The 23771-nt window shown below is 68.2% G+C and carries 23 protein-coding genes; 9 read left to right on the top strand and 14 right to left on the bottom strand.

The features are described from left to right. Positions 1 to 2: 2 nt before the first annotated feature. Complete coding sequence (locus HNR68_RS00620) at positions 3 to 818, bottom strand: SAM-dependent methyltransferase (RefSeq protein WP_179716561.1); 816 nt, start codon at positions 816 to 818, stop codon at positions 3 to 5. A gap of 252 nt (positions 819 to 1070) precedes the next feature. Here HNR68_RS00620 and dprE2 point away from each other — a divergent pair, with 252 nt between their 5' ends. Then, on the top strand, positions 1071 to 1814 hold the full coding sequence (dprE2, locus tag HNR68_RS00615) for a decaprenylphospho-beta-D-erythro-pentofuranosid-2-ulose 2-reductase (protein ID WP_179716559.1): 744 nt from the start codon (positions 1071 to 1073) through the stop codon (positions 1812 to 1814). A 54-nt stretch (positions 1815 to 1868) separates the two neighbouring features. Here dprE2 and HNR68_RS00610 read toward each other — a convergent pair whose 3' ends face one another. Further along, complete coding sequence (locus HNR68_RS00610) at positions 1869 to 2609, bottom strand: dienelactone hydrolase family protein (protein ID WP_179716557.1); 741 nt, start codon at positions 2607 to 2609, stop codon at positions 1869 to 1871. 81 nt (positions 2610 to 2690) lie between these two features. Beyond that, positions 2691 to 3734, bottom strand: coding sequence for a peroxidase-related enzyme (locus HNR68_RS00605; protein ID WP_179716555.1), 1044 nt, complete (start codon positions 3732 to 3734; stop codon positions 2691 to 2693). A 369-nt stretch (positions 3735 to 4103) separates the two neighbouring features. On the opposite strand from HNR68_RS00605, the gene HNR68_RS00600 reads away from it, so the two are divergent. Continuing rightward, positions 4104 to 5069, top strand: a complete 966-nt coding sequence (locus HNR68_RS00600) for a nucleoside hydrolase (protein WP_179716553.1) — start codon at positions 4104 to 4106, stop codon at positions 5067 to 5069. A gap of 166 nt (positions 5070 to 5235) precedes the next feature. Here the strand turns inward: HNR68_RS00600 and HNR68_RS00595 are convergent, their stop codons facing one another. From HNR68_RS00595 to HNR68_RS00570, 6 genes are all read right to left on the bottom strand, one after another. Beyond that, positions 5236 to 6435, bottom strand: a complete 1200-nt coding sequence (locus HNR68_RS00595) for a DNA (cytosine-5-)-methyltransferase (protein WP_218888153.1) — start codon at positions 6433 to 6435, stop codon at positions 5236 to 5238. Positions 6436 to 6495: 60 nt separating this feature from the next. After that, positions 6496 to 7077, bottom strand: a complete 582-nt coding sequence (locus HNR68_RS00590; protein WP_179716551.1) for a hypothetical protein — start codon at positions 7075 to 7077, stop codon at positions 6496 to 6498. Positions 7078 to 7107: 30 nt separating this feature from the next. Further along, positions 7108 to 8775, bottom strand: a complete 1668-nt coding sequence (locus HNR68_RS00585; protein WP_179716549.1) for a DEAD/DEAH box helicase family protein — start codon at positions 8773 to 8775, stop codon at positions 7108 to 7110. Next, positions 8772 to 11123 carry an ATP-binding protein gene (locus HNR68_RS00580; RefSeq protein ID WP_179716547.1) on the bottom strand — a complete coding sequence of 784 codons (2352 nt, stop codon included), beginning with the start codon at positions 11121 to 11123 and terminating at the stop codon, positions 8772 to 8774. Before HNR68_RS00580 ends, HNR68_RS00585 begins: the two co-directional genes overlap by 4 nt. Before the next feature lie 340 nt (positions 11124 to 11463). Then, positions 11464 to 11892, bottom strand: coding sequence for a very short patch repair endonuclease (locus HNR68_RS00575; protein WP_343050428.1), 429 nt, complete (start codon positions 11890 to 11892; stop codon positions 11464 to 11466). A 577-nt stretch (positions 11893 to 12469) separates the two neighbouring features. After that, positions 12470 to 13309 (bottom strand): transposase family protein, encoded by an 840-nt coding sequence (locus HNR68_RS00570; RefSeq protein WP_179716484.1) that lies wholly within the window; start codon positions 13307 to 13309, stop codon positions 12470 to 12472. Between the two features lie 101 nt (positions 13310 to 13410). Here HNR68_RS00570 and HNR68_RS00565 point away from each other — a divergent pair, with 101 nt between their 5' ends. Together HNR68_RS00565 and HNR68_RS00560 are read left to right on the top strand one after the other, a co-directional pair. Continuing rightward, positions 13411 to 13896 (top strand): ScoMcrA-related endonuclease, encoded by a 486-nt coding sequence (locus tag HNR68_RS00565; RefSeq protein WP_179716545.1) that lies wholly within the window; start codon positions 13411 to 13413, stop codon positions 13894 to 13896. Positions 13897 to 13910: 14 nt separating this feature from the next. After that, entirely contained in the window at positions 13911 to 14933 is a 1023-nt protein-coding gene (locus tag HNR68_RS00560) for an HNH endonuclease (RefSeq protein WP_179716543.1), read from the top strand. 27 nt (positions 14934 to 14960) lie between these two features. Here the strand turns inward: HNR68_RS00560 and HNR68_RS00555 are convergent, their stop codons facing one another. Then, positions 14961 to 15542, bottom strand: coding sequence for a TIGR03086 family metal-binding protein (locus HNR68_RS00555; protein ID WP_179716541.1), 582 nt, complete (start codon positions 15540 to 15542; stop codon positions 14961 to 14963). Between the two features lie 108 nt (positions 15543 to 15650). On the opposite strand from HNR68_RS00555, the gene HNR68_RS00550 reads away from it, so the two are divergent. Together HNR68_RS00550 and HNR68_RS00545 are read left to right on the top strand one after the other, a co-directional pair. Further along, entirely contained in the window at positions 15651 to 16619 is a 969-nt protein-coding gene (locus tag HNR68_RS00550; protein WP_343049866.1) for a phosphotransferase enzyme family protein, read from the top strand. A 75-nt stretch (positions 16620 to 16694) separates the two neighbouring features. After that, positions 16695 to 17777, top strand: a complete 1083-nt coding sequence (locus tag HNR68_RS00545) for a serine hydrolase domain-containing protein (protein WP_179716539.1) — start codon at positions 16695 to 16697, stop codon at positions 17775 to 17777. Positions 17778 to 17820: 43 nt separating this feature from the next. Here the strand turns inward: HNR68_RS00545 and HNR68_RS00540 are convergent, their stop codons facing one another. The 3 genes from HNR68_RS00540 to HNR68_RS00530 all read right to left on the bottom strand — a co-directional run bounded on the left by HNR68_RS00540 (position 17821) and on the right by HNR68_RS00530 (position 19550). Beyond that, entirely contained in the window at positions 17821 to 18141 is a 321-nt protein-coding gene (locus tag HNR68_RS00540; protein ID WP_179716537.1) for a DUF4333 domain-containing protein, read from the bottom strand. 159 nt (positions 18142 to 18300) lie between these two features. Then, on the bottom strand, positions 18301 to 19119 hold the full coding sequence (locus HNR68_RS00535; RefSeq protein ID WP_343049865.1) for an SAM-dependent methyltransferase: 819 nt from the start codon (positions 19117 to 19119) through the stop codon (positions 18301 to 18303). A 179-nt stretch (positions 19120 to 19298) separates the two neighbouring features. Beyond that, positions 19299 to 19550, bottom strand: a complete 252-nt coding sequence (locus HNR68_RS00530; protein WP_343049864.1) for a hypothetical protein — start codon at positions 19548 to 19550, stop codon at positions 19299 to 19301. A 459-nt stretch (positions 19551 to 20009) separates the two neighbouring features. On the opposite strand from HNR68_RS00530, the gene HNR68_RS00525 reads away from it, so the two are divergent. After that, complete coding sequence (locus tag HNR68_RS00525; protein ID WP_179716534.1) at positions 20010 to 21008, top strand: LCP family protein; 999 nt, start codon at positions 20010 to 20012, stop codon at positions 21006 to 21008. A 34-nt stretch (positions 21009 to 21042) separates the two neighbouring features. Next, positions 21043 to 21405, top strand: a complete 363-nt coding sequence (locus HNR68_RS00520; RefSeq protein ID WP_179716532.1) for a hypothetical protein — start codon at positions 21043 to 21045, stop codon at positions 21403 to 21405. A 191-nt stretch (positions 21406 to 21596) separates the two neighbouring features. On the opposite strand, the gene HNR68_RS00515 is transcribed toward HNR68_RS00520, so the two are convergent. Continuing rightward, positions 21597 to 22268, bottom strand: a complete 672-nt coding sequence (locus HNR68_RS00515) for an enoyl-CoA hydratase-related protein (RefSeq protein ID WP_179716530.1) — start codon at positions 22266 to 22268, stop codon at positions 21597 to 21599. A gap of 788 nt (positions 22269 to 23056) precedes the next feature. Between HNR68_RS00515 and HNR68_RS00510 the strand changes: the two genes are divergently transcribed. After that, positions 23057 to 23734: an SPASM domain-containing protein gene (locus tag HNR68_RS00510; protein ID WP_343049863.1), complete on the top strand. Its 678-nt coding sequence runs from the start codon at positions 23057 to 23059 to the stop codon at positions 23732 to 23734. Positions 23735 to 23771 lie beyond the last annotated feature (37 nt).

The following is a 23771-nucleotide window of genomic DNA, read 5'->3' as shown; positions in this document are numbered from 1 at the left end:
GACTAGTCCTTGCGGGCCACGCCGCCGAGGAGGTTGTGCGCCCCGGCGTCGGGCTCGCGCAGCAGCGGGCCGTCGGGCCACCAGTTGAACAGGTAGGTCAGGCCCGGCTCGACCATCTCGAGACCGCAGAACAGGGCCTGGATCTCCTCGCGCCGGCGGTAGTAGCAGCTGCCCATCATCTCGTTGAAGCGCGCCTGGGACTCGACCGCCAGCTCGGCGAACTCGCTGCCGTCGTCCGGGTTGTACAGGTGCGAGATCGCGACGTAGGAGCCCGGCGCCAGCGCGTCGACGTAGGTCTGCATGATCCGCCGCGGGTCCTCCGCGTCGGTCACGTGGTGCAGCGTGTTGCACTGGATGAGCCCGACCGGCCGGCTCAGGTCCAGGTGCTTGGTGACCAGCGGGTCGCGCAGGACCGCCTCGGGGTCGCGGAGGTCGGCCATCACGAAGTGGGTGTTCTCGTTCTCCTCCAGCAGCGCGCGGCCGTGCGCCGCCACCGACGGGTCGTTGTCCACGTAGATGACCTTGGCCTCGGAGTTGAGCCGCTGCGCCGCCTGGTGGGTGTTCTCCGCGGTGGGCAGGCCGGATCCCAGGTCGAGGAACTGGTCGATCTCGGCGCCACCGGCCAGGAACCGCACCACCCGGATCAGCCACGCCCGGCACAGCCGACCGACCTCGATGGCCTCCGGGGCGATCTCCTGGATCTGCCGCAAGACCTGGCGGTCGACCTCGAAGTTGTCCTTGCCACCGACGAAAGCGTCGTAGACCCGCGCGATGCTGGGCTTGGTGGTGTCGATCTGTGGCCGGTCAACATCTGCCATGGCGTGCATCCGCTCGGTCCGGAGGAAAAACGATCTGGTCCAGGGTATTCCGTGGAGTTCACGGGGTAAACACCCGCTCCGCCCGGAGTACGTGATCTCCACCGTAGGCGGGCTCCGGCGGATCGGCGAGGGGAGCCCCGCGGTCGCTGCCAGTCCGAAGAGGACGGCCGTTCACCGGGGTCAGCGCGCCGGGCGCGTGGTCCACGGCAGCACGGCGAGTCGTCGGCGCGTGCCGATGGCAGACTGAGCCCGATGAGCGGAGCGGTACTGGTCCTCGGGGGCCGCAGCGAGATCGGCGTGGCGGTCGCGGAGCGCCTCGTCAAGCAGGGACACGGCAAGGTCGTGCTGGCGGCGCGGCGCTCGGCCGACCTCGACGCCGAGGAGGCGCGGCTGCGCGAGGTGGGCGCCACCGACGTGGCGCGGGTGGAGTTCGACGCCGACGACGTCGCCGCCCACGGCGACCTGCTGCGCGGCGTGGTGGAGGAGCACGGCCCGATCGACGTCGCGGTGACGGCCTTCGGCGTGCTCGGCGACCAGCAGCGCGCCGAGCGGGACGCGGCGCACGCCATCAGCGTCGTGCACACCGACTACGTCGCGCACATCAGCGTGCTGACGCACCTGGCGAACCTGCTGCGGGAGCAGGGCAGCGGGAAGATCGTGGTGTTCTCGTCGGTCGCCGGCGTGCGGGTGCGCCGCGCGAACTACGTCTACGGGTCGGCGAAGGCCGGGCTCGACGGGTTCGCCAACGGGCTGTCGGACGCGCTCGTCGGCAGCGGGGTGGACCTGCTGATCGTGCGGCCCGGTTTCGTCATCGGCCGGATGACCACGGGCATGGACCCGGCGCCGTGGTCCAGCACGCCGGACCAGGTCGCGGACGCCACCGTCGCGGCGCTGCGCAAGGGCCGCCGCGTGGTGTGGGTGCCGCCGGTCCTGCGCTGGGTCTTCGCGGCGATGCGGCTGGTGCCGCAGGCCCTCTGGCGCCGCATGCCCCGCTGAGCGGTGGCGCCGTCCGGGACGGTGGCGCGTCCCGGACGACGTGGCCGGGCCGGACTAGGCCGGTGGTCGGCGGCGCGGCTCCGGGGGCTTCCAGTGGCCGCCGTCCGGACCGGTCGGGCGCTCCACCCCGGCGCCGAGGTAGTGGCGGAACCAGTCGGCGGCCAGCTCCGCGACGCGCTCCAGCGCACCGGGCTCCTCGAACAGGTGTCCGGCGTGCGGCACGATCTCGAGCTTGACGTCGGCCAGCGGGAGCGCGGTGAGCAGCTGCATCGCCTGGCGGTTGAGGTTGAGCACCTCGCGGTCGTTGCAGCCGACGATGAGCAGCGTCGGGGCCCGCACCAGGTCCAGGCCCTCGCCGGCGAGGTCCGGGCGACCGCCGCGCGAGACCACGGCGCCGACGCGGTCCGGTCGGCGTCCGGCGGCCTTGAGCGCGGCGGCCGCACCGGTGCTGGCGCCGAACAACCCGACCGGCATGCCTCGGGTCGCCGACCAAGCTCCGAGCTCGTCGATCGCGGGCACCAGGCGGTCGGCGAGCAGGTCGATGTCGAAGCGGAGCTGCTGCGTCCGCTGGTCGAACTTCGCCTCCTCGGGAGTGAGCAGGTCGAGCAGCATCGTGCCGAACCCGGCGCTCTGCAGCGACTCCGCGACAGCGCGATTGCGGGGGCTGTGCCGAGAGCTCCCGGAACCGTGCGCGAACAGGACCACCGCCCGAGCGGGCGGTGGCACGACGAGATCCCCTTCGAGGTCACCTCCGGGGGTCTGCACGACCACCGGCTCGGTCGCGATCTGAACCATGTGAGCCTCCTCCAGTGTCCGCACGCACCGACTACCCCGGCGCGGAGAGCGCGACACGCAGGAGGCTCACGCCCCCGTGGCTCACCAGTCCGGGTCGCGGGTGGTGGCGTTGCCGAGGGTCATCGCCAGGCGGTTGGTCCAGGCCGTCATGGCCGCCACCGCGACCAGGTCGCGGACGCCGTCCGCGCTCAGCCCGACCGCGCGCAGCCGACCGAGGTGCGCCGCGGTCAGCGCCGCCGGGGTGGGGGCGAGCGCGGCGGCCGCGTCGACGATCGCGCGCTGGCGCGGGTCCGGGACCGCGGCGGGGCCGGCCTCGGCCAGGGCCACCGCGGTCACCTGGTCCCCGGACAGCTCGACCTGGCGACGGCCGTGCATGCCGGCGGACAGCGCGCAGCCGGTGCGCAGCGACGCGGCGAGGGCGGCCAGTTCGCGGTCGGCGGGGGAGAGCTCGCTCGGCGCGGTCATGACCGCGTTGTAGAGCGCGCTGCAGGCCTCCCGCGCCGCCGGGTCGTGCGCCAGGGCCTCGTCGAAGGAGTCGGCCTCCACCCACGGGACCCAGCGCATCGGCGGGAAGGCCTCGTCCGGGGTCGGCAGCTCGCAGCCGTCCGCGGTGGCCCCGACCGCGATCGTGGTGGCCGGTGCGGCGTCCGGCACGGCGTCGGCGCTGCCGGCCAGCTCCAGCCCGCGCCCCAGCCGGACCCGGAAGCTGGTGGCCGCCACCAGCTGGGCGGCCGCCACGACCTGCGCGGTGCTGAGGCCCTGCGCCCGCAGCTCGCCGACCTCGGCGACGCTCACGTCCGCCGGGTCCAGCGCGACCAGCTCGCAGTGCGCGAGCAGCGCCTGCTGCTCCTCCGACAGCTCCGCCCAGCGCTCGGTGTCCCGGACGACGTCGGCGGCGCCCTCGCCGACCAGCGCGTCGAGCTCCGCCGCGAGCTCGCCGGCGAGGTCCGGCTGGTCGTGCACCAGCGCGACGCGGAGCGCGATGCGGACGCGGTCGGCCCGGTCCAGGACGGACTCGCCGTCCGGGCGGAGCACCGCGGTGTCGACGTTCGCGGTCAGCTCGCGCACGTCCGGTCGGAGCTCGGCCAGCACCGCATCGGCGCGGACACTGCTTGCGGTCGTCATAGGCATCCTCGTCCCGTTGGCGGCTCTTGCGCGCGTAGTGTCCACCGCCGCGTACCCAGCTGATCACGAGGGGTCGCGATCGTCCCGGGGCGCGACCGCGCTGGGGCGCGGGCCGGTGCCGGTCCCGTGTGGGCCGAGGCGTGGCCACTCGACGCGGTTCCTGCGGGTCGTGAGTGCGCAAGCCGCCTCCCACCGGTTCCGCCACTCACGAGGCCGTCACCCACCACCCGATCGGAGGGGTGCGACGTGGCGTGCGGGGACTGCGGCGCCGAGTGGAGCAACGGTGTCTGGGCCGCGGCGGCGTGGCTGTCTACAGTACGAGCGGACCGCCGGACGATCGTTGACACAGGCCACCGCGCAGGAGACGGCATGCCCGAGACCATCCCGCTGGTGATCGACACCGACACGGCGCAGGACGACTGCATCGCGCTGCTCGCGGGTCTGCTCGACCCGCGCGCCGAGCTGCGTGCCGTGACGATGGTGGCGGGCAACGTCGGCTTCGACCACCAGGTCCGCAACGCGTTCCTGACCCTGAACGCGGCCGGCCGGCTCGGCGAGGTGCCGGTCCACCTGGGCTGCCGCCGCCCGCTGGTGCGGCCGTGGGAGGGCGCGGAGGACGTGCACGGTGACGGCGCGGGCGGTCTGACGATGGACCTGACCGGCTGCGACCCCGATCCCGAGCACGCGGTGGACGCGCTGGTCAGGCTGGCGGCGGAGAACCCCGGCGAGCTCGCCGTCGTCGCCATCGGCCCGCTGACCAACATCGCGAGCGCGGCGGCCAAGGACCCGGACTTCGTCCACAACGTCGGAACCCTCTACGTGATGGGCGGTTCCAACAACGGCCGCGGCAACATCACCGCGGCGGCCGAGTTCAACTTCTACGTGGACCCGGAGGCGGCGAAGGCGGTGTTCGCGGCCGGCTTCGAGATCGTGGTGGTCCCGTGGGCGCCGCTCACGCTCGACCAAGCGGTGTTCGACCAGCCGAAGCTGGACGAGATCGCCGCCCTCGGCACCCCGCTGAGCGACTTCTTCACCCGGGTCTGCGCGGCGACCCTGGAGTTCGACCGCAGCGTCGGCATCGACGGCACCACCCACCCGGACTCGCTGACCACGGCCCTCCTGCTGCACCCCGACCTGGTCACCCGCAGCGCCCGCTACCACGTCGACGTCGAAACGGCCGGCGAACTCACCCGCGGCTACGCGGCCATGTCCTGGGGCGTCCACGGCCTGGAACCCAACGCCACGGTCATCGAGGAGATCGACGCCCCCGCGTTCTACGCCTACATCAAGAACCTCCTCGCCACGAAGACGGAACCGGCCCGACCGATGGCGTGAGGCGGAGCGAAATCCGACTTTTCAGCTCGCGGTAGCGGCAAGGCGCCTTGGTCGACACGGCCCGACTCTTCATGGCTTGTCGGAGCCGTGGGACCAAGGCGCCAGCAGACGTCTCGGCGAACCTCCGTAAATTACGACAAAGTGTGTGCGGAACTAGGGGAGGCGTTCAGATTTCTATGGGGTCGAGTTCGAGTCCGATGTGGGCAGCGAGCTGCGAAGTAGCCTCTTTGGCCACATCAACGGCGACAGCATTCCCCAGGACACGCATGGCGCTTGTGCGGGACAGAGGGGAGAACTGATACGAATCAGGGAATGATTGCACGCGGGCGGATTCCCTGACCGTCAAGTACCGCAGTGAATCGTCATTCCAGCGGATCATCGCCTCGCCACCGCACACGCCATGCACGCCAGCTTTGATCGTCTTGGAAGGAGCATCGATCGCGCTCCCGGTGTGACCCTTGTATACGCGCGCGCCCGGGATCCCGACGTGACTGTCAAAGGTGTCGTCGGGAACACCGTCAACTGGCGTGGGAAGACCCTTGATCGCGTCGCGAACCGTTCTCCAGCGTTCTCCCTCCGGGAGAAGTTGGCCTTGGCGTAGGAGGTCTACTGTGCGCCGATCCCTAGGGCTAGGGGTTTCCGGACGATCGGACGTGGGCACGCAGTGTTCTTCCCAGTACTCTCCGGTCACCCACTGGGAGCGCAATAGCTCTTCCCGTGAGTGACTGGTGGAAATCTTCTTCCAAGTCTCCGCTCCAGTGATGTCAGAGCGGATTCCAATCAACAAAACTCTCTTGCGGGCTTGGGGGACTCCGAGGTCAGCTGCGTTGATGACCTCCGGGTACACGCGGTAGCGAAGACCGGAGGTTCGACTGCGTGCGATTCGGTCAGCGTGGTCGGTCCACAACTCGCCGGGACGTGGATTGATCTCCGGTCGACTCAGCCAGTTCTGCAGGTACTCGTAGTACGGCTTGAAGCTCTCCCGCAAAAGTCCAGGAACGTTCTCGAAAAGAACAAGCTTGGGGGCGAGCTTCCGGACTGTTTCGATCGCAGATGAGAACATGTTTCGCGGATCCTCATGGCCCGCCGCCAGTCCGCCCGTGGAAAAGGGCTGACACGGCGGCCCGCCAGCGACCAGGTCGATCTCAGTCAAATTGAGCGAGTCGACCTCTGAGAGCCAGGCGCGGACGTCCGTCTCGCGCACCGTGTCAGGTTTCCACAGCTCGGGTTGCTCGCTGGCGTTGTGGCGCAGCACGCGGCAGGCAGCGGCATCCCACTCCACTAGTTGAGCATGGCGGAATCCGCTCAAGCGTGTCCCGAGGGCCATACCGCCGCCACCGGCAAAGATTTCAACTGACGTGGGCACGGTCCGCCCTCCTACAGAGTGTTCCTCGCGAATATGTATACCACGGCCCCGAGCTGTTACCTACAGCGCGGGTGTGACCGGCCGCAACCTGACGGTGGTGTGGTGCAGGGGTACACCAATTCTCGCGGCTATCTTCTTCTGCACCGCTTTCTCGTCCTTGGGTACCGGGCGCCCTTGCTCGATCGTGACGGTGATCAGTGGATCAGGTTGGCCATCCGCGATCGCGTGCAGCGCGCACGTGACCATGCTATCGAAGCTGCTCGACAACCCCCACAGGAATGTCGTGCGCTTGGTGAAGTTTGAAGCGGTGCAGCGATTGGGCTTGATCTTGATCGAGGCGTTGAGGACGCTCCAATCCGTTCCCAAGATTCGCTGGACGAGCTCTTGCGGTCCCGGGTAGCGCCGGGAGACGAGGTGTGCCAGCGGGCCCAAGCCCCAGCGCGCCCGAGTGAATTCTTTCAGCGGGCCATCCTTAAGCCACACCCGCATCCTGCTAGCGGGGATGTGGCCGACTAGTTTTCCACCTATGTCGGGGTCCTTGACCCACGCGTCGTAGAGCGAGGAACGCTCCTGATCGGTCAGCGCGGGCCAATCCAGGTCATCGGCGCGGCGATAGACCTCGGATATCACCTCGTTGCGCACGGTGGTTGGGATCGACGAGGACAATTCCTGCTACTCCACGTAATTAGGGTCGGGGAAGGACAAGCGAGAGTCGTCGGTGCGCGTCTCCAAGTCGGCGGCGTCGCGCAGCCACTCCGTGAGGAAGTCACCCGCGTTCTGGTCGCTGAACTCAAATTGATTTCGGGCGGCGGGGATGTGCAAGGTTTCCGGATCGGTCTCCGTCACCTTCTGCCTCATCCGCAGCACCGCAGCCACCCGGCGCAGGTCGCTGACAAAGTCCAGGACCTCGACGTGCTCCTTTCCCGGACGCAGGCGAAGGCCGCGTCCCAGCTGCTGCACAAAGATCCGGCGCGAGTGGGTCACTCGGGCGAAGCAGAGGATGTTGACGTCAGGCACGTCCACGCCCTCGTTCAGGATGTCGACGGCCGTGAGAATTGGCACCTCGCCGGACCGGAAGTTTAGAAGCCGTTCTTTCCGCTCCCGAGACGGCAGCTGGGCGTGGATGGCTTGCGCCCCGCGCCACTGGCTAACCTGGCCCAGCAGGCTGGCCATCCGCTCTGCGTGAGCCACGGTGCGGCAGAAGACGATCGCGCGCGGGTTCTTCGTCCGAGCCCAAGTGTTGATCAGTTCATCTCGAATGGCCTCGTCGCGCTGAGGCAGGAAGAGCTTTGCGTTGAGGTCCTTGAGGGAGTAATCGTACTTGCTGTTCTGCCTGATGAAGTCCCAGTCGATGTTGTCGGCGAAGAGTCGGTAGCGCACCTCCGCGAGGTACCCGAGGCGCATGCCCTCCTCAATTCCCAACGCGTAGCTGGTGGGGCCGAACCGTGATGACAGGTCGAAGCTGTCCCCGCGCCAGGGGGTGGCGGTCACTCCGAACTGGGCAGCGCTCGAGACCGCGTCGAGCAGCCTCGAGTAGTTACCATCCGCACCGACGTGGTGAGCTTCATCCACCATCACGAGGTCTGGACGGTACCCGGACTTCACGTGGTGCAGTGCGGATTCGACGGTGGCGCACGTGATGCCGCGGAGGTCGTCGGGACGGTGGTCCCCCGTCAGCAACTGCGTGCGGACATCTTTTGGGATGTGCTGCCAGAGCGCCCTTTCTAGCTGCTCTACCAATTCCTTCATGTGCGCTACCGCCAGGATTTTGGCATCAGGTTTCCGCGACAGATACCACGCGAGAACTTCGCCACCGACCACAGTCTTTCCCAGCCCCGTGGCGAGGAAGAGCAGTGCCCTACCGGTCGAAGACAAATCCGAAATCAACTTTTCAAACGCTGTTGATTGATAGGGGCGCAGTTCACGGCGGGCGAGGCGTTCGGTAGCGATCGCGTCGTAGAGCTTCTGGAGCGTTTGGCCGGTCCAGAGGTAAACATGCGTCCCCACCCTCGCGAGTTCGTCCTTGAGTGCGACGGCCGAGCGGGCGTAGCGGGTGTTGGTCACCACGGCGACCTTGTCAGCGCGGTAGCGGACTTGAGCCTCGACAACCTCCTTGATCGCGGCGGTGTCTACCGCGCTGTGCTTCTTCCACTTCGCTTGGAAGACCCACTTCTTCCCTTCCCTGTCGATTCCCAGGAGGTCGCCGCCGTTGTCGCCTGAGCCGTCGATGACGACCGCGTCCTCGAAGTCCAGATGCAGCAGAAGGCGTTCCAGCGCCCGTGTCAAGCCTGATGGCCCGCCCGCGAAGAGGATCTCCGGGGAGACGAACGACGGGTTCACGCGCGCTCCTCGACCTGGTCGTACAGCTCGTCTAAAATCAGTTGGATGCGCTGCATCTCCCTAGAGTGCGGTCTAGGGGAAGCCGACACGAACTCGCCGATGTCGGCGAGCAAGCGCGCGAGCCTAGTCACAGCGCGGTTGCGGACGCGCTCATCCGTCCAGCTTTGCCACGACGTGCGGAACACTTGACCGTCCAGCATCCGCTCGGGCAGAACCTCGGTGATCCGTGCGAATGCTTCGTAACCCAGGTAGTCAAAGAACTCCGAGGTCTTCGTGACGTTTGCCCAATCGATGGCTGAGTTCTTCTGAAGAGCCGCCGATTCCGCGTCCGTCTTCAGCGTGGGCGTGAGCACGGACCACGCGGCTTCTGGATCGTCAGAGAAGGATTGAGCGGTCGCTTCCTGCACACGCGCCAGGAGCGTGTCAGCTCGATCGTGAAGGGTTCGAGCTGTCAGGCGGAGGTCGGGGAATGATCGGATGATCTCAGCGACCACGCGGGCCAAGGGGGCGCGTGATTCCGCGTGCGCTCGCAACGTCTCCGCGGCCGCCCACAACGCGTGGTCGTGCACCCGGTGCCCGTACTCGGTGAAGATGGGGTGAGTGCTGTTCACGAACACCGTGAGCACCCCGCCGGCCTGGGTCCTCGTGACCGTCGGGACGTCCTCCCCGGCAGCTCCGCGGAGCCGCGATGCTGTGCTGTAGACCTTCAGCTGCCGCGAAGTCTCTTCAAAGGTGATCTTGCCGTCGAGCTCAACCAACTCGACGGAGTTCTCCTGGTAGCGGCGGAACCTCGTGTCCTCGGACTCCGCAAGCTCCGGGACGGGTCGCGGGGCCTGCGGAGTCGAGCGTGAGTCGTGGTTGGGTGACAGGGGGAGCCCTGTCTCCCGCTTGAGCTTCTCCAGCTCTTGCTCAGCAGTGCTGTCCTGCTCCAGCGTCCCGTGCTTGATCGCGTCGTGCTTTGCGGCCTGTTGGTACCACTTCTCGTCCGACTGGAATTCGGGCTCACCTTTGTTAAACGCCCGTGCCCATTCGCGTGCCTTCTCGTGCATCGCCTTGGACCCGTCGCCTGGGGTGAGGTACTTCACCCCAGGGTCATTCTTCTGGAACGCGCGGACGAGGAGGCCGAGCGGTGATGTGTTCGGTTCGTACCCGTGGCGCTTCGCGTACTGCGGCCGGATCGGGCCGATGCCTCGCAGGTAATTCACGGCGGTGGCCCAGTGGCTGCCGCGTTCGAAATCATTCTTCTGGTAGGTGACGGGGACGTGGTCGAGATGGATTTCCCCGACGATGCGTCCTTGGTTCGCCGGGGGTTCCAGCGGGTACTCAACGGATTGCTCGCCGGTGTCGGGGTTCTCCCACGAGAAGAGGCTGCGATCATCGGTCAGGATCTTCCTTCCGTTGCGAATGAAGGAGATCCCGAAGTTCGAGTCGAGGTACCGCCGCACGCCGAGCCAGCCGTAGATCCGGCGTTCCCGGAGCTCGAGCTTCCGCCGCCCGCAGGACGCGCACTCTTCGGCGGTGTAGTGCTCCGGATGCCAGTGCCCGCACTCCTGGCATGCGCGTGCCGGTGCCAACTCATGATCGATCGCGCGCACGGCGGCGACCTCGACACCTTCGTACTGGGTAGTGCGGCTGGGGGACCAGACGCACGGCCTGGAGGGCAATACCTTCTTGTCATTGATGTACAGGGAGGCCGGGTTGTTCATGCCGGCGGAGGTCTCGATCCCCGGGATGGCCTCGCCCTCCCGGAGCAGAACGCTGTAAACGTCCGCGAGCTTGTTACGCACCGTCCCGATGGTGTTCGACTTGCGCAGGGCGGAGATGGTGCTCTCCTGCAGTCGAGAGACGGTGAACTCGGTGCCGTGCATCTCTGGGTCGTCTTTAAGGGTCTGGGTGACGTTGACCGCGAAGCTGCCCGATCGCTGCATCTCGTGAAAGTCGATCGTCACCGAGGTCCAGGTTTCCTCGCCCGCCTGGGTCGTCTTGACCGTCGTGATCCTGCCAAGCCGAGCGGTCGCGATGTTGAAGCCCATGCCGAACAGCCCGAGAGAGCCGTACCGGTCGTTGTCCGAGTAGCCGGCTCGCAAGGCGTTCTGGAGTTGATCCGTTGACATTCCCGTGCCCGTGTCGGCCACAGTGATCTCCGCAGCGTCCCAATCTTCAGTCGTCGGCTTGGGGAGTGTTACGCAGATCTCGCGAGGGTCGCCGGTGTCAATCTTGCGGAAGTTGTCAAATGCGTTGTCCACAAGCTCGGCGATGCACTGCCAGATCGTGTAAGGTATGTCGCCGAGTACCTCGAGCAATCGAGGAGAAGGCGTGAGGTCGAGGGTGCGGGGCTGATCAGTCAACGCAACTCCTTGGCATCGCGAATGTGCTCGGACCCAGGCCTGTTGATCTTACCCGCAGCTCCTGGCACCGGTGTGTCGATCGCGCAAGATTGGTGCGGACGGGAGCGCTGCGCTAGTCCGAGGCCGCCGTGCGCTGCGGTGCAAGCGAGCCACGTCATCGTGAAAGCACCCATTCGGAGTAGCGAAATCAAGTCGGTCGATCGTGGGGAGGGGCTTAGATTCCGAGCCGCGAGGCGTGTTAGGTGGGAAGTCGGTTTGGATGGCGTCGCTGTCAGCCTGCGTTCTGGGTGAATTGAGGGCTGTGGTCGAACCGATTAGGGTCGAGACCATTCTCTACAAATCACTGTCGTTGTGACCGCCTGGTCACAACGATCTCGCGGATCTTCGCGGCAGCGCTCGCTGGATCCTCATGCTCCCAAATGCGTACAACTTCCCAACCAGCCTCGGCGAGTAATCTATTGGTATCCGCATCGCGCTGGACGTTGGTTTCGATCTTCTCGCGCCAAAAATCTGCGTTGCTTCCGCTCGCTGGTCGATAGTGTGCGGGGCAGCCGTGCCAAAAACACCCGTCAAGGAAGACAGCAATTTTCAGCTTGGTAAATACGATATCAGCGGTCCGTCGGATGCTTTTGATCGGCCGTACGGATACCCGGTATCTCAATCCGAGCGCGTGGACAGCCGAACGCAGGGCAAGCTCGGGACGCGTGTCCCGGCCACGGTTGCCGCGCATCACTTCCCTGGATGCGGGACTGCTCGCCCACGATTCCACTGCCAACGTTCACATCCTCAGTGGTCAAGCTTGCTCTAGCTTCACGCCATTCTACTCCGTACATCGGTGGTGGCGAAAGTTAGTCAACTTTCCTGGCAGAGTGCGATTGCGTGTGTATATGGCACTCGCGAGATAACCTGGGCACTCGCGTAGGCCAGCACGCTTTCCGACGTTGCCTCTTAGCGCGTTTCCGGCGTCAATCAGCCCTGACAACCAAGCGTTCCATAGCCGCGTCGTCAACTTCCATAAGCGCCCGACTGGCCATGGCGACGAGCTCGAAGGAAGCGGCGACACCGTCTCCGAACAGCACCACACAACGGGCTCGTGTCGGCGCTCGCCGGGCCTTCGGGCCTCCGCGACCAAGCTGACCTCGACGGGGTGTCCGCCGCGTTCCATGGGGGCGATCTCAGAGCACTGGCCTTCACCAGCCCATGCGGCCGGTCGCCCGGTTGGTGTGTCAGACCAGAGCATGCCACCCGCCGGTCCCACGCTCACCGTCGCCAACGACGGCGACGATCGGTCTCTAGTAACCTTGCTTTTCGCTCGGCGCGTCAGGGTGATCTTTATTGAGGTGATCTCAGTGGGGTTGGTTGTGTTCGTGGTGGGTGAGGGTGAGGGCGGCTTGGAGGATGGCGGTGATTTTGCGGGGGCTGGTGGTGATGTGTTGCAGGGTGCGCCAGCGTTGGGTCAACAGCGCGATGCCGCGTTCGCCTTGGGCTCGGAGGCTTGTGAGCAGGGTGTTGTAGGTGCGGTTGTCGGGGTGCAGCGGGCTGCGTCGGGGGGCGCTTTTGCTGTGTTTGACCGGGGTGTGCACTCCGATCCCGGCGCCTTGGAATCCGCCGTCGGCCAGGGTCGGCAACCGCAGCTGGGAGGCGGCCCAGTACAGCGCTCCGAGCACGTGGTGTTCGGCGGCGGTGAGATCGTGCACCCTGCCTGGCTCGACGGGGGAGGACCACAGCGGGAAGCCGGTGTGGTCGGTCAGCAGTAGGACGGTGCCGCCGTGACGCTGGTGCTTGCCGGAGAACCACCGGTGGACCTGGCGGCCCTTTTTGCTGACGGTCTTCTCACCCAGCCGGTCACAGGTGATCAGGGTGCCGTCGAGGATGACGTGCGGCACCCCGCGCCGCGCCGCATCCATCAGGGCTTGGTGCAGGTCAGGGGCCTGAGCCGCCAGCACCGTGATGACCTCGTCGATGTAGCGGTAACCGGTGGCCCGTGAGATGCGGTGATCCCGGGCCAACACCGGGATCGGAGTCCGGTGACGAAACCACCGCAACCCGAGTACGGCCTGCTGGAACGGCGTCAACACCCGCCGCCCGCGCCGGGTGCCGCGGCGCCGGCGTTCGGCCACCAGCAGCCGGCTGAGGTAGAGGGCGAGTTCGTCAGCGACATCGAGCGTGGCACGATAGGTGATCACGTGGGGTCCTGGCCTCTGCGAAGAACGATCTTGTGGTGAGACCTTCTTCTACCAGGACCCCACGCCCCACTTCTCACTGAGATCACCTCATTCTCGATCAGGTGACGATCGAGTACATCACCGCCGACGTTGTGCGGGCAGCTCTAGAGGAGCACGACGAGATCGGTCTGCTGGCGTTCTGTCGACGGTATGGCTTCGACCAGGGGCGCGAGTACGTCATCACCGAGGACGGGCGTAGGTACGGGGCCAGGGTCATCCTGGCAGCTGCTCACGGCCGGTCACCGGGACGAGGGCCTCTCCTTCCCCGCCAGCTGGGTACGGATAGCGAGGTCAATGCGCTCCTCAGGCGCGAAGGCTTCGAGGTGAGAAAGCTGCAACCGCTGGCATGGAGCGAAGTGCAGCTTGTTCTCGTTTGTCCGCTGCTGTTTAAAAACGGCAGGAACGGAGCGACGGACCAACATTCCGCGTTGCTCCGAAGACTGCCGTTGCGCGCACCAGAGGATCGCGGGCGCAACTTCCGCTCGCCCTACAGCGTGCAGCACAAGTTGTACGACCTGATGACTCGCTTACCGGACTACGAAAGCTAGGAAAAATCTGGGAATTGGACGAAACAGTGGTTCAGTCCTTTCTTTGTGGCGAAGACTTGATGCGCGCGAAAGCTGTTGCCATCGCCAGATCTGCTTTTTCTCAGGCATGGGCGATGTTCTCGTCGGACACCCGAAAGTACGGTGGGAACACTGGGTACGACGACATTCTCGGCGTGCAATACGTCTACGACAGCAGGGTCGCCAACTATCGCAGAGTAAAGGTTGGTGACCTCGTGGTCCTCCGCGATGAGACAGGCGTGCAGGGCGTCGGTCGGATCCATCAGATCGATCGGCTGGACCACGTGACGAAGACGCGGCGCGTTTGCCCGGGGTGTGGATCCGGTCGGTTCGAGAAACGAATGAGGCAAACTCGCAGATTCCGCTGTCGGACGACTGGGTGTCGCATGGAGTTCGATCAACCAGCCGAGAAGCAGGTGCAAGTCACCCAGTTCATCGCACATTACGGTGGGTACTGGCGTGCGCTTGACGGCGCGATCGATTCAGGGCGGATCAAGGTCGCCTTCCTTGACGCTGCCAAACAGAATGCGATTCGCCCCGTCGATCCGATCAAGCTGAAGGAGATGCTGGCTGAACTGTCGATACCTCTGCCGCCTAAGCTGCCCGAGAAGAGCGAATCTCCGCAAAAGCCTCCTCATGGTGGACGCCGTCTCGTTTTGACCAAAGCCCGCTACGGGCAAGAGGCGTTCCGTCAGGAATTGCTGAAGAGGTACGGGGCCGTGTGTGCGGTGACGGGCCCCTGCCCGACAGACGTGTTAGAGGCTGCTCACCTCAGGCCGTTCGCCGAGCACGAGACGCATGATCTCGATGAAGGCGTGCTCCTGCGAGCGGATGTGCACCGGCTTTACGACAACAACTTGTTAGCGGTTGATCCGGAGTCGTGGACGGTGGTGCTCGCCCCGTCGCTGAGGGACTACTCTGAATATGCCAAGCTTTCCGGTGTTCAATTTGTCCGAGGTCCCAGTCCGGAGGCGGTCAAAAAGCGATTCGACGAGGTGAGAGCTTTGTGGTTTTCGTGACTGGTGGCCGACAATAGAGCCCACCCCCTACGGCCGCCACTGCGGGTTGCGGCCGGTTTCGCCGAGGAGGTGGTGGAGGGGTGGGGCGGTGTCCGGGACGGGGACCTCCGCGCCGAAGACGCCCATCGCTCGGCCTTGGTCGCCGGTCTTGGCGATGACGTCGCGAGCGTCGGCGATGAGGTCGTCGTCGAGGTCGAGGTCCTGGTCGGTGGCTCGGGCCAGGTCCCAGGCGTGCACCGCGAACTCCATGGTGATCATGCCGCCGATCAGCTCGGCCGGCATCTGCCTCGGGCTGCCCATGTGGGTCATGCCCTCCCACGCGCTGGGTGTGCTCCAGGCGTGGGACGTGCGCTCCACCTGGCGCACGACGTCGCCCTTCCAGTCCCCGCTGGTGAGGTCGGCGTCCGACTCGCTCGCCGCGGGTGGCGGGACGACCTCCTTGCGGGCGCCGCCTTCCAGGGACGGTCCCCAGAACAGCAGGTGGTTCAGCAGGTCGCGCACCGAGTGGTCGGCGCACGGGGTCGGTGCGGTGAGCTGCCCCGGTTCGATGGACTCGACGATCCCGGTCAGGGCGGCTGCTGCGTGGTTCAGGTGCCGTGGTTCGGACATGCCGACCAGTCAACCACCACGCCCTGACGCTGAACTGCGCACGCGACGTGTGGCGTCGCGGAAGCGAATCCCCACCGGGCACCGTCCCCGCCCTGCTAGCGTCGCGGTGTGGAGCACCTTCCGGAACGGTGGGACGACGGCCTGCTGCTGCGGGGGCTCGAGGAGTTCGGCATCCGGACCGAGGACGTCGTCCACCTCCCCGTCGGGTTCGGTGACCACCACTGGAGGGTGACCGATGTGGACGGTCGTCGGTGGTTCGTCACCGTCGCGGACCTGGAACGCAAGTGGCACTGCGGTCGCGGCGCGCGCGAAGCGCTCCGGGGAGTGCGCCGCGCGATGGGCACGGCTGCGGCCCTGCGCGAGGACGGGCTGGACTTCGTCGTCGCGCCCATCCCCGCAGCCTCCGGTGAGCTGGTGGTCGAGCTGGACGACCGCTACGGGCTCAGCGTCTTCCCGCACGTGGACGGGGAAACGGGCGAGTTCGGGCAGGCGCTGACCGGGGCGGAGCGGGACGAGGTCATCGACCTGCTCGCCCGCCTGCACACCCGCACCCCACCGCCGATGACACCGCGCCTCGCCCTGGACCCGTGGGGACGGGACGAGCTCGAAGCGGCGCTCGACGGTCCCTGGTCGGGCGGGCCGTTCGCGGAGCCCGCCGGCGAGCTGCTCGCCGAGCACGCCGACCACGTGCGGGCGCGGCTGGCCGAGTTCGACCGGATGGCCGCCCGCGTCCAGGAACGCGGCGCCGCGCACGTCGTCACGCACGGCGAGCCGCACCCCGGCAACCTGCTGCGCACCGACGACGGCTACCGGCTGGTCGACTGGGACACCGCAGGCCTGGCCGTCCCCGAGCGCGACCTGTCGCTGCTCTCCGACGACCCGGCCGACCTCGCCCGCTACGGGGAACGCACCGGCCGCGCGGTGGACGCCGAGGCGTTGGCGCTCCACCGGTTGCGCTGGACGCTAATGGACCTGGCCGAGTTCGTGGCGGAGTTCCGCCGCCCGCACACCCGCCCGGCGGACCTCGACGCCACCTGGGAGCACTTCACCGAGACCCTGCGCCAACTGGCCGACTGACCGGGAGCCTCTTGGTCCTGCTCGCGGCGGCCAGTCCGCTCCGGGGCCGAAGGGACAGCACGACGAGGAGACGACATGAGGAAGACGTGGTGGGTGGGGCCCGCGGTCGCGGCCGTGCTGGCGTTCCCGCTCCCGGCGCACGCCGAGACCGCGGACGTCCAGGACGCGTTGACCGCCTACCAGGCGGAAGTGGGCCCCGGCGCGGGCGTGCACGGCGGAGACCACACCGGGTCGTGGGAGTTCTCGGCGGGGACCGCCACGGTCGGCACCGACCGGCCGATCACCTCCACCGACCACTACCGGATCGGCAGCCAGACCAAGACGTTCACCGCGGTCGTGACGATGCAGCTGGTCGACGAGGGCAAGGTGGTCCTCGACGAGCCGATCGAGCGCTACCTGCCGGGCGTGGTCACCGGCAACGGCCACGACGGCAGCGTCATCACCGTCCGGCACCTCCTGCAGCACACCAGCGGGATCCCGACCAACGACCTGCCGACCCCGGTCCCGCGCCTGGACGGCACCTTCGCGCTGCGGGAGCTGGTGCGCGACGGCCTGCGCCACCCGTCGGTGAGCGCGCCGGGCGCGGAGTTCCACTACTCCAACACCAACTACGAGATCCTCGGGTTGATGGTCGAGGCGGTCACCGGGAACCCGGTCGGCCAGGAGATCACCGACCGGATCATCCGGCCGCTCGGCCTGCACGACACCACCTACCCGGAGGCGGGCGACCGCAGCCTGCCCGACCCGCTGGTGCACGGCTACGTCGGCGGTCGGGTCCCGCCGCTGTTCCTGTGGCTCGACGCCACGGCCTTCGAGCCGTCGCTGTTCGGCCCGGCGGGCGGCATGATCTCCACCCAGCAGGACATCACCCGCTTCTACCAGGCGCTCCTCGCCGGTGAACTGACCTCGCCGGAGAGCCTGGCGGAGATGCGGACGACCGTGCCCGTCGAGGGCGCACCGGACCTGGCCGTCGGCCTGGGGCTGCTGAAGCGGACGCTGCCGTGCGGTGCGGTGACCTGGGGCCACGACGGCATGGTGCCCGGCTTCGCCTCGCACACCGACGTCACCGCCGACGGTCGCCACGTGGCCACGGTGACCAACTCCAACATCGGCTCGGCGAAGGTCAACGACGTCATCACCGCCGCGATCTGCGGCTGAGGACGAGGAGGCCCGTGCGCGTGCACGGGCCTCCGCTCGCGTGTCACGGCATCGGCTGGTCGTCGACCTCGATGTCGAACTTGACGTTGCCGCCCTGGACGGAGGTGACGGTGACGGTCACCCCGATCCGGTCGCCCCCGGCCGTCAGCACGCACCGCTCGGTCTTGCCGACCTCGGCCGCCAGCGGGCCGGGGCAGGTCACCGAGTCGGGCCGCTGCCCGGCCATCTCGGTGAGCCGCTCGGTCACCGTCTTCTCCAACGCGTCCTTGCCCACCTGCGGCCCGACGGAGAAGCTCATCGAGCACCCGCTGAGCAGCAGACCCCCGCACACCGCGGCGACCGCGGATCGCACGGCGCGTGACATCACCATCCCCCTCCTGGTCAGTGCACACGAGCCGGTCGCAGGTTGCGCCGACTCCCCCGAAGGTGATCGTGGCAGAGAACCGCGCCGGATTCGGGCGTTTCGCAGAAGTCGTGACCACCGGCGCACCGAGGACCGAGCCTCCGCTCGTCGTGTGGTGGCTCAGCGCTCCAGCACGCCGACGGCGGCGTAGCTGTTGGTCTGCGCCGCCTCAGCGGGGTCGACGGGGACCTCCGGGCGCCACTCGGGGAGCAGCACCAGGCCGGGCTCGACCAGCTCGTACCCGGTGAGCAGCTCGGCGATCTGCTCGCGGCTGCGCAGCGTCCCGGGGGTGGAGGTGCGGTTGTAGATCTCGTGGCCGGCGCTGAGCTGGTCGTCGGTGAAGGTCACCGAGGACAGGTGCGACAGCGCCAGGTAGCTGCCCGGCACGCACGCCTCCCGGTAGCGGCGCATGACGCCCACCGGGTCGTCGGAGTCGGGCACGAAGTGCAGTATCGCGACGGCCAGCACCCCGACCGGCCGGCTGAAGTCCAGCAGCTCGGCCACACCGGGCGCCTTGAGCACGGTCTCGGGTTCCCGGATGTCGGCCTGCGTGATGGTGACGTGCGGAACGCCGTCGAGGAGCGCCTGGGCGTGCGCGACCGCGACGGACTCGTGGTCCACGTAGGCCACCCGCGCGTCCGGGGCGACGCTGTGCGCGATCTCGTGCACGTTGCCCACGGTCGGGATGCCGGACCCGAGGTCGAGGAACTGGTCGATGCCCTGCTCGACCATGAACCGCACGGCCCGGCCGAGGAACGCGCGGTTGGCGTAGGCCCACTTCCGGCCGGTGGGCACCTTCTCGAGGAACCGCTCGGCGGCATCCCGGTCGACGGCGAAGTTGGCGGAGCCGCCGAGGTAGTAGTCGTACATCCGCGCCGCGTTGGGCGAATCCATGTCGACCCCGGCCGCTGCCAGGTGGTCCGCGTCGTGGTCCTGCACACCGGGATCATCGCGAGACCCGGGTCACGAAGCAAGCCCCCACCGCGGCTCAGCGGGGGTCTGTGCGGCGAGCGAGCTGCTGCCGCACAGCCCGCGCGGAGCCGCGACGATCAGGGGGTGCGGCGCGGACCGGCTGCTGCCGGAACAGGCATGCCGGCCCTCGCGTCCGGAGGTCGGGGTCAGTGGCGCCGGACGGCCTTGATGACGAGCTGTCCGACCACCAGGTAGACCAGGGCGGCCAGGCCGTAGTTCAGGACGACGCCCAGCAACGCGTCGTCCGGGGTGAAGACGTCGCCCAGGCCCAGCACGAGCGTCTTGGCCAGCAGGTAGATGGAGGAAACGAACCCGTTCCCCTGGTTGGCGTCGAACACGACGAAGAGGATGTGCAGGGCGAACACCGACACGACCGCGCCGACCACGGCGCGGATCACGTTCGCGACGGTTTCCGATCCGTCTCCACGACGATCGCGCTCACCCATTGCGCGACCATCGAAACAGCCGTCGTGTGACGAGTGGTGGCCGTGGTGGTGCGGCGGGTGAGGACCGCCGGCGTGGTGCGGGGAATGACTCATGGCGGCCGATCGTGACCACGGATGACGAGGGAGAACAACCCCGTAGGCGCCGCGATGACCTGAGATGATCGCCACGCGTGACCAGGCTTGAAAGCAAAATGTGTTCAGGAATGTGTGCCAGCCAGCGGCGCTCCAGGTTGGTTTCGGGAAACCAACGAAATTCGGGGGAGAACAGTTGCTCGGGCGTGATCACCGCGTTTCTGCTTCGTTGTCCCCCGATGTGGATCCAGTCCTATTCAGACAGACGCCGTCATGTCATGCTCTTCCGCCGCACGGCCGCGGAACAGGTCCGCGGGAACGGAGAACCCGGACGGCGAGATGACTTCCACGCAGCAACGGCCGCCGCACGCGCAGGAGCCCCCGCGGGTGCGGCGCAGACGACCGGGCAGGGCGGTCCTGGTCCCCGTGCCGGCCCTGGTCGGTTTCCTCGCCTGCGTCGACTTCTCGCTCGAGCGGGAGGACGCGCTGCCGGCCGACGGCGACCGGCCCGCGGACGGACCGGGCACGAACTGGCTGCTGGTGGGCTCGGACAGCCGGGAAGGGCTCGACGCCGGGCGCCAGGCCGAGCTCGGCACCGGTGACGCCGCGGGGCGGCGCACCGACACCGTGGTGCTCGTGCACGTCCCCGAAGGCGACGGCATGCCCACCACGGTGAGCCTGCCGCGCGACTCCTCGGTGCCGGTCCCCGGCCGGGGCGAGGACGAGCTCACCGCGGCCTTCGCCTACGGCGGCCCCCGGCTGCCGGCGCGGACGGTCGAGGCCTCGACCGGCGTGCGCATCGACCACTGCGCCGAGATCGGCCTCGGTGGGTTCGCCGACACGACCGACGCCATCGGCGGGGTCGACCCGTGCGGGGCGGAACCGGTGCACGACCCCAGGGCCGACCTCGACCTGGAGGCGGGCTGCCAGACCCGCGACGGCCCGCAGGCGCTGGGCCACGTGCGCACCCGCGCCTCCGCCCGCGGCGACCTGGACCGGGTGGAGCGGCAGCGGGAGTTCCTGGCCGCGCTGACCGAGAAGGCCTCCAGCCCCGAGGTCCACCTCGACCCGGTGCGGCTGTTCCCGCTCGTCCTCGACACCTCCGGTGCGTTCCTGGTCGGCCAGGGCGACAACGTGTGGCACCTGGCCGGCTCGGCGTTCGCGATGAACGGCGTCGCCTCCGGCGAGGGCGTGACGACGACCGTGCCCTTCGGCGGTTTCGCCGAGACCGACGACGGCGCGTCGGTCGTCACGTGGGACCGGGACGAGGCGCAGGCCCTGTTCGGCGCCCTGGCCGCCGACCAGCCGGTCCCGCAGGAGCTCATCACCACCGGCTGAGGACACCAGCCCGCGAACGGAGGGGCCGACGACCATGCGCAAGCAGATCGAAGTCCAGCACGACGTCGAACAGGCGGTGCGCGCCTACGAGGCCGCGCTCGTCGAAGCCGACGTCGCCGGACGCCACGCGCGACCGGACGAGGAGCCGCAACGCCTCCGCGACCTGCGGATGCGGGTGGTCCGACTGGCCGAAGCGCTGCCGAGCACCTGCTGGCCGCGGGACAAGTGCGGTCACTGCGGCGGAGAGCGCGAAGTCCCCGCCGTCCAGGCCCGCTACGGCGCCGGCTCCTCGCCGAAGTTCGTCCCCAGCCGCCGCCCGTGCCCGCGGTGCCGAGGCACCGGCCTCACCCTCGACCTGCCGTCGGACAGCGGCGAGCCACCGGCGACGGACGCGTGACGTTCCGGCGGGTCAAGGGCGGGGAACCGTGCGCGACACGCTGCCGGAGGGTGCCGCAGCTGACCCGGTGAGCACGTCTCCCCGCCTCGCCTGCAGTCCGATGTGGACGGCGTCGTCGGCTTGATCACGCCGCGGCCGGGACGGTCGGGACGGGGAGCCCGACCGTCCCGGCCGCGGAGCACGGGGCGTTCTCAGCCGAGCGGGTTGGTGGTGTCGCGCAGGGTGGCCAGGACCGGGGCGTACATGCGGGACTTGATGGTGCCGAGGGTGTCGCCGGCCTTGCCCGCCTGTTCCTGGGCGATCTCGATGGCGGTGGAGCGCACGGCGTCCTCGGCGACCGCCCGGTCGACGATGCCTGCGGCCGCGGCGTCGGTGCCGCCGTAGCGGCGGGCGGTGACCATGGCCTCGTGCGCGGTCTGCGGTGCCAGGCGGGCCTGGATGAGGGCGGCCATGCCGGGGGTGAAGGGGATGTTGATGTCGGCTTCGGGCAGGCACCAGAAGCCGCGGTCGGCGCGCATGACGCGGAAGTCGTGGGCGAGGGAGAACATCGCGCCGGCAGCGAAGGTGTGCCCCTGCAGCGCGGCCACCGTGATGAGCGGCAGCGACAGCAGTCGCGCGAACAGCTCGTGCACGGAGACCACGTAGTCGTGGTGGTGGTCGGCGTTGGCGAACAGCCACTCCAGGTCGAGCCCGTTCGAGTAGAACTTCCCCGTCGCGGCGGTCACCAGGGCGCGCGGGCCCTCTGCCTTCTCCACCTCGTCGAGCGCGGCACCGACCGCTCGGATCCAGTCGGGGTGGAAGCGGTTCTCGCCGTCTCCGAGGTCGAGGACGAAGACGTTGTCCTGGCGGTCGAGCGAGGGCATGGCGACTCCTTCGAGGTGCGTGGGTGAGACGGCTGGGCCACCGCCCGGGACCGGTGGCGGGCAGTGCTCCGCCCGGCCCGACTCGTGAACACCGCGTCGTCGACCGCAGCGATGAACCGTCCTACTGATCGGTAACTCATGAGGTGCGGGAGGATCAAGAGATCCATGCCCCGGAACACAGTGGTGGCACCGCGATCGATGTGCGCGCCAGTCGCGGCGCCGCCCGTGCACGCGGTCGGCTGAACCCGACTGAGAACTCGCTGCGCGGAGCGGGCGCCGATCCGCTGAGCATCACGCTTGGCCGCAGCGCCCCCGGGAAGGCCGCTGAGCTGTTGCGCTTCCTGGTGGGCGGTACGAGAGACCAGGCGAGCGGGTCGGCTGGGCTGCACCGGGGATCAGGTCACATGCCTTGCTGATCCGTTCGTGGAACCGGGGATGGGAGGGTGACGGCGTCACCGCCGGCGTTGGCGCGATGGCGAATGCGGTGGCGTGCGCCGTCGAGCACGCAGTGCCGGTTCCGGGAGTTTGGTCCGGTCAGGTGAACGCCTCCAGGCGAAGGACGAGCAGGACCGAGAAAAGGGCCTCCAGGCCCGGGCGACATGACACGGTGAACGCGTGCGAAGCGGGCAGGAGCGAACGAACGCCCCGGCGCCGGCCCGGCTGGCGGCGTGGGGGCGGTGGATCGTCCCGGTCGTCATCGCGGTGGAAGCGGTCCTGCTGCTTCTCGGAGTTGTCCGGTCGGGTGACGGCGTGGTGGTCGTGAGCCGACCCGGCACCCGGCATTACCGGTGCTGATCAACCACGCGCTCGGCCGGGGCGTCGAGGTCGAGGTGTTCACCAACATGGTCAGCATCCATCCCGTGCTGTGGGACGTGTTCACTCAGCCTGGCGTGCGGTTGGCGACGTCGTACTACTCCACCGACCCCGGCGAGCACGCCGCGATCACCCGCCGGCGGACCTACGAGCGGACCAAGGCCAACATCGTCGAGGCGCTGCGGCGTTCGATCCCGCTGCGGGCTGGTGTGGTGAACCTGTGGGAGGGGCAGTGCAGCGACCAGGCGGTGGCCGAGCTGCGCGAGCTCGGCGTGACCGAGATCGGCAACGACCGGCTCCGGCAGGTCGGCCGCGGAGTGCGCACCGGCGCGGCCGGGCTGGATGAGCTGTGCGGGCACTGCGGCGACGGCAAGATCGCGATCTCCCCGAGCGGGCAGGTGTGGCCGTGCGTGTTCTCCCGGTGGATGCCGGTGGGCAACGTGCGCGAACGTCCGCTCGCCGACATCCTGGCGGGACCGCGGGCGGGTGAGGTCGGCGAGACACTGCGGGCCGCCTTCGCTGGCCGTCCGAGGTCGGCGTGCGATCCTCAGTGCGGGCCGAACTGCGGACCCGCCTGCAACCCGCAGTGCTGGCCCACTGGTAGCGGGCCCTGCGGCCCCAACGGCGGGTGCATGCCGAACTACGACGCCTAGGGAGCCTTGTTGTTCGTCCGACGCGCCTACGTCAGGG

Source organism: Saccharopolyspora hordei (assembly GCF_013410345.1).
In the GTDB taxonomy this organism is placed as follows: domain Bacteria; phylum Actinomycetota; class Actinomycetes; order Mycobacteriales; family Pseudonocardiaceae; genus Saccharopolyspora; species Saccharopolyspora hordei.
Note: the sequence above shows the minus strand (reverse complement) of the source record. Positions and strands in the feature narration are given on the sequence as shown.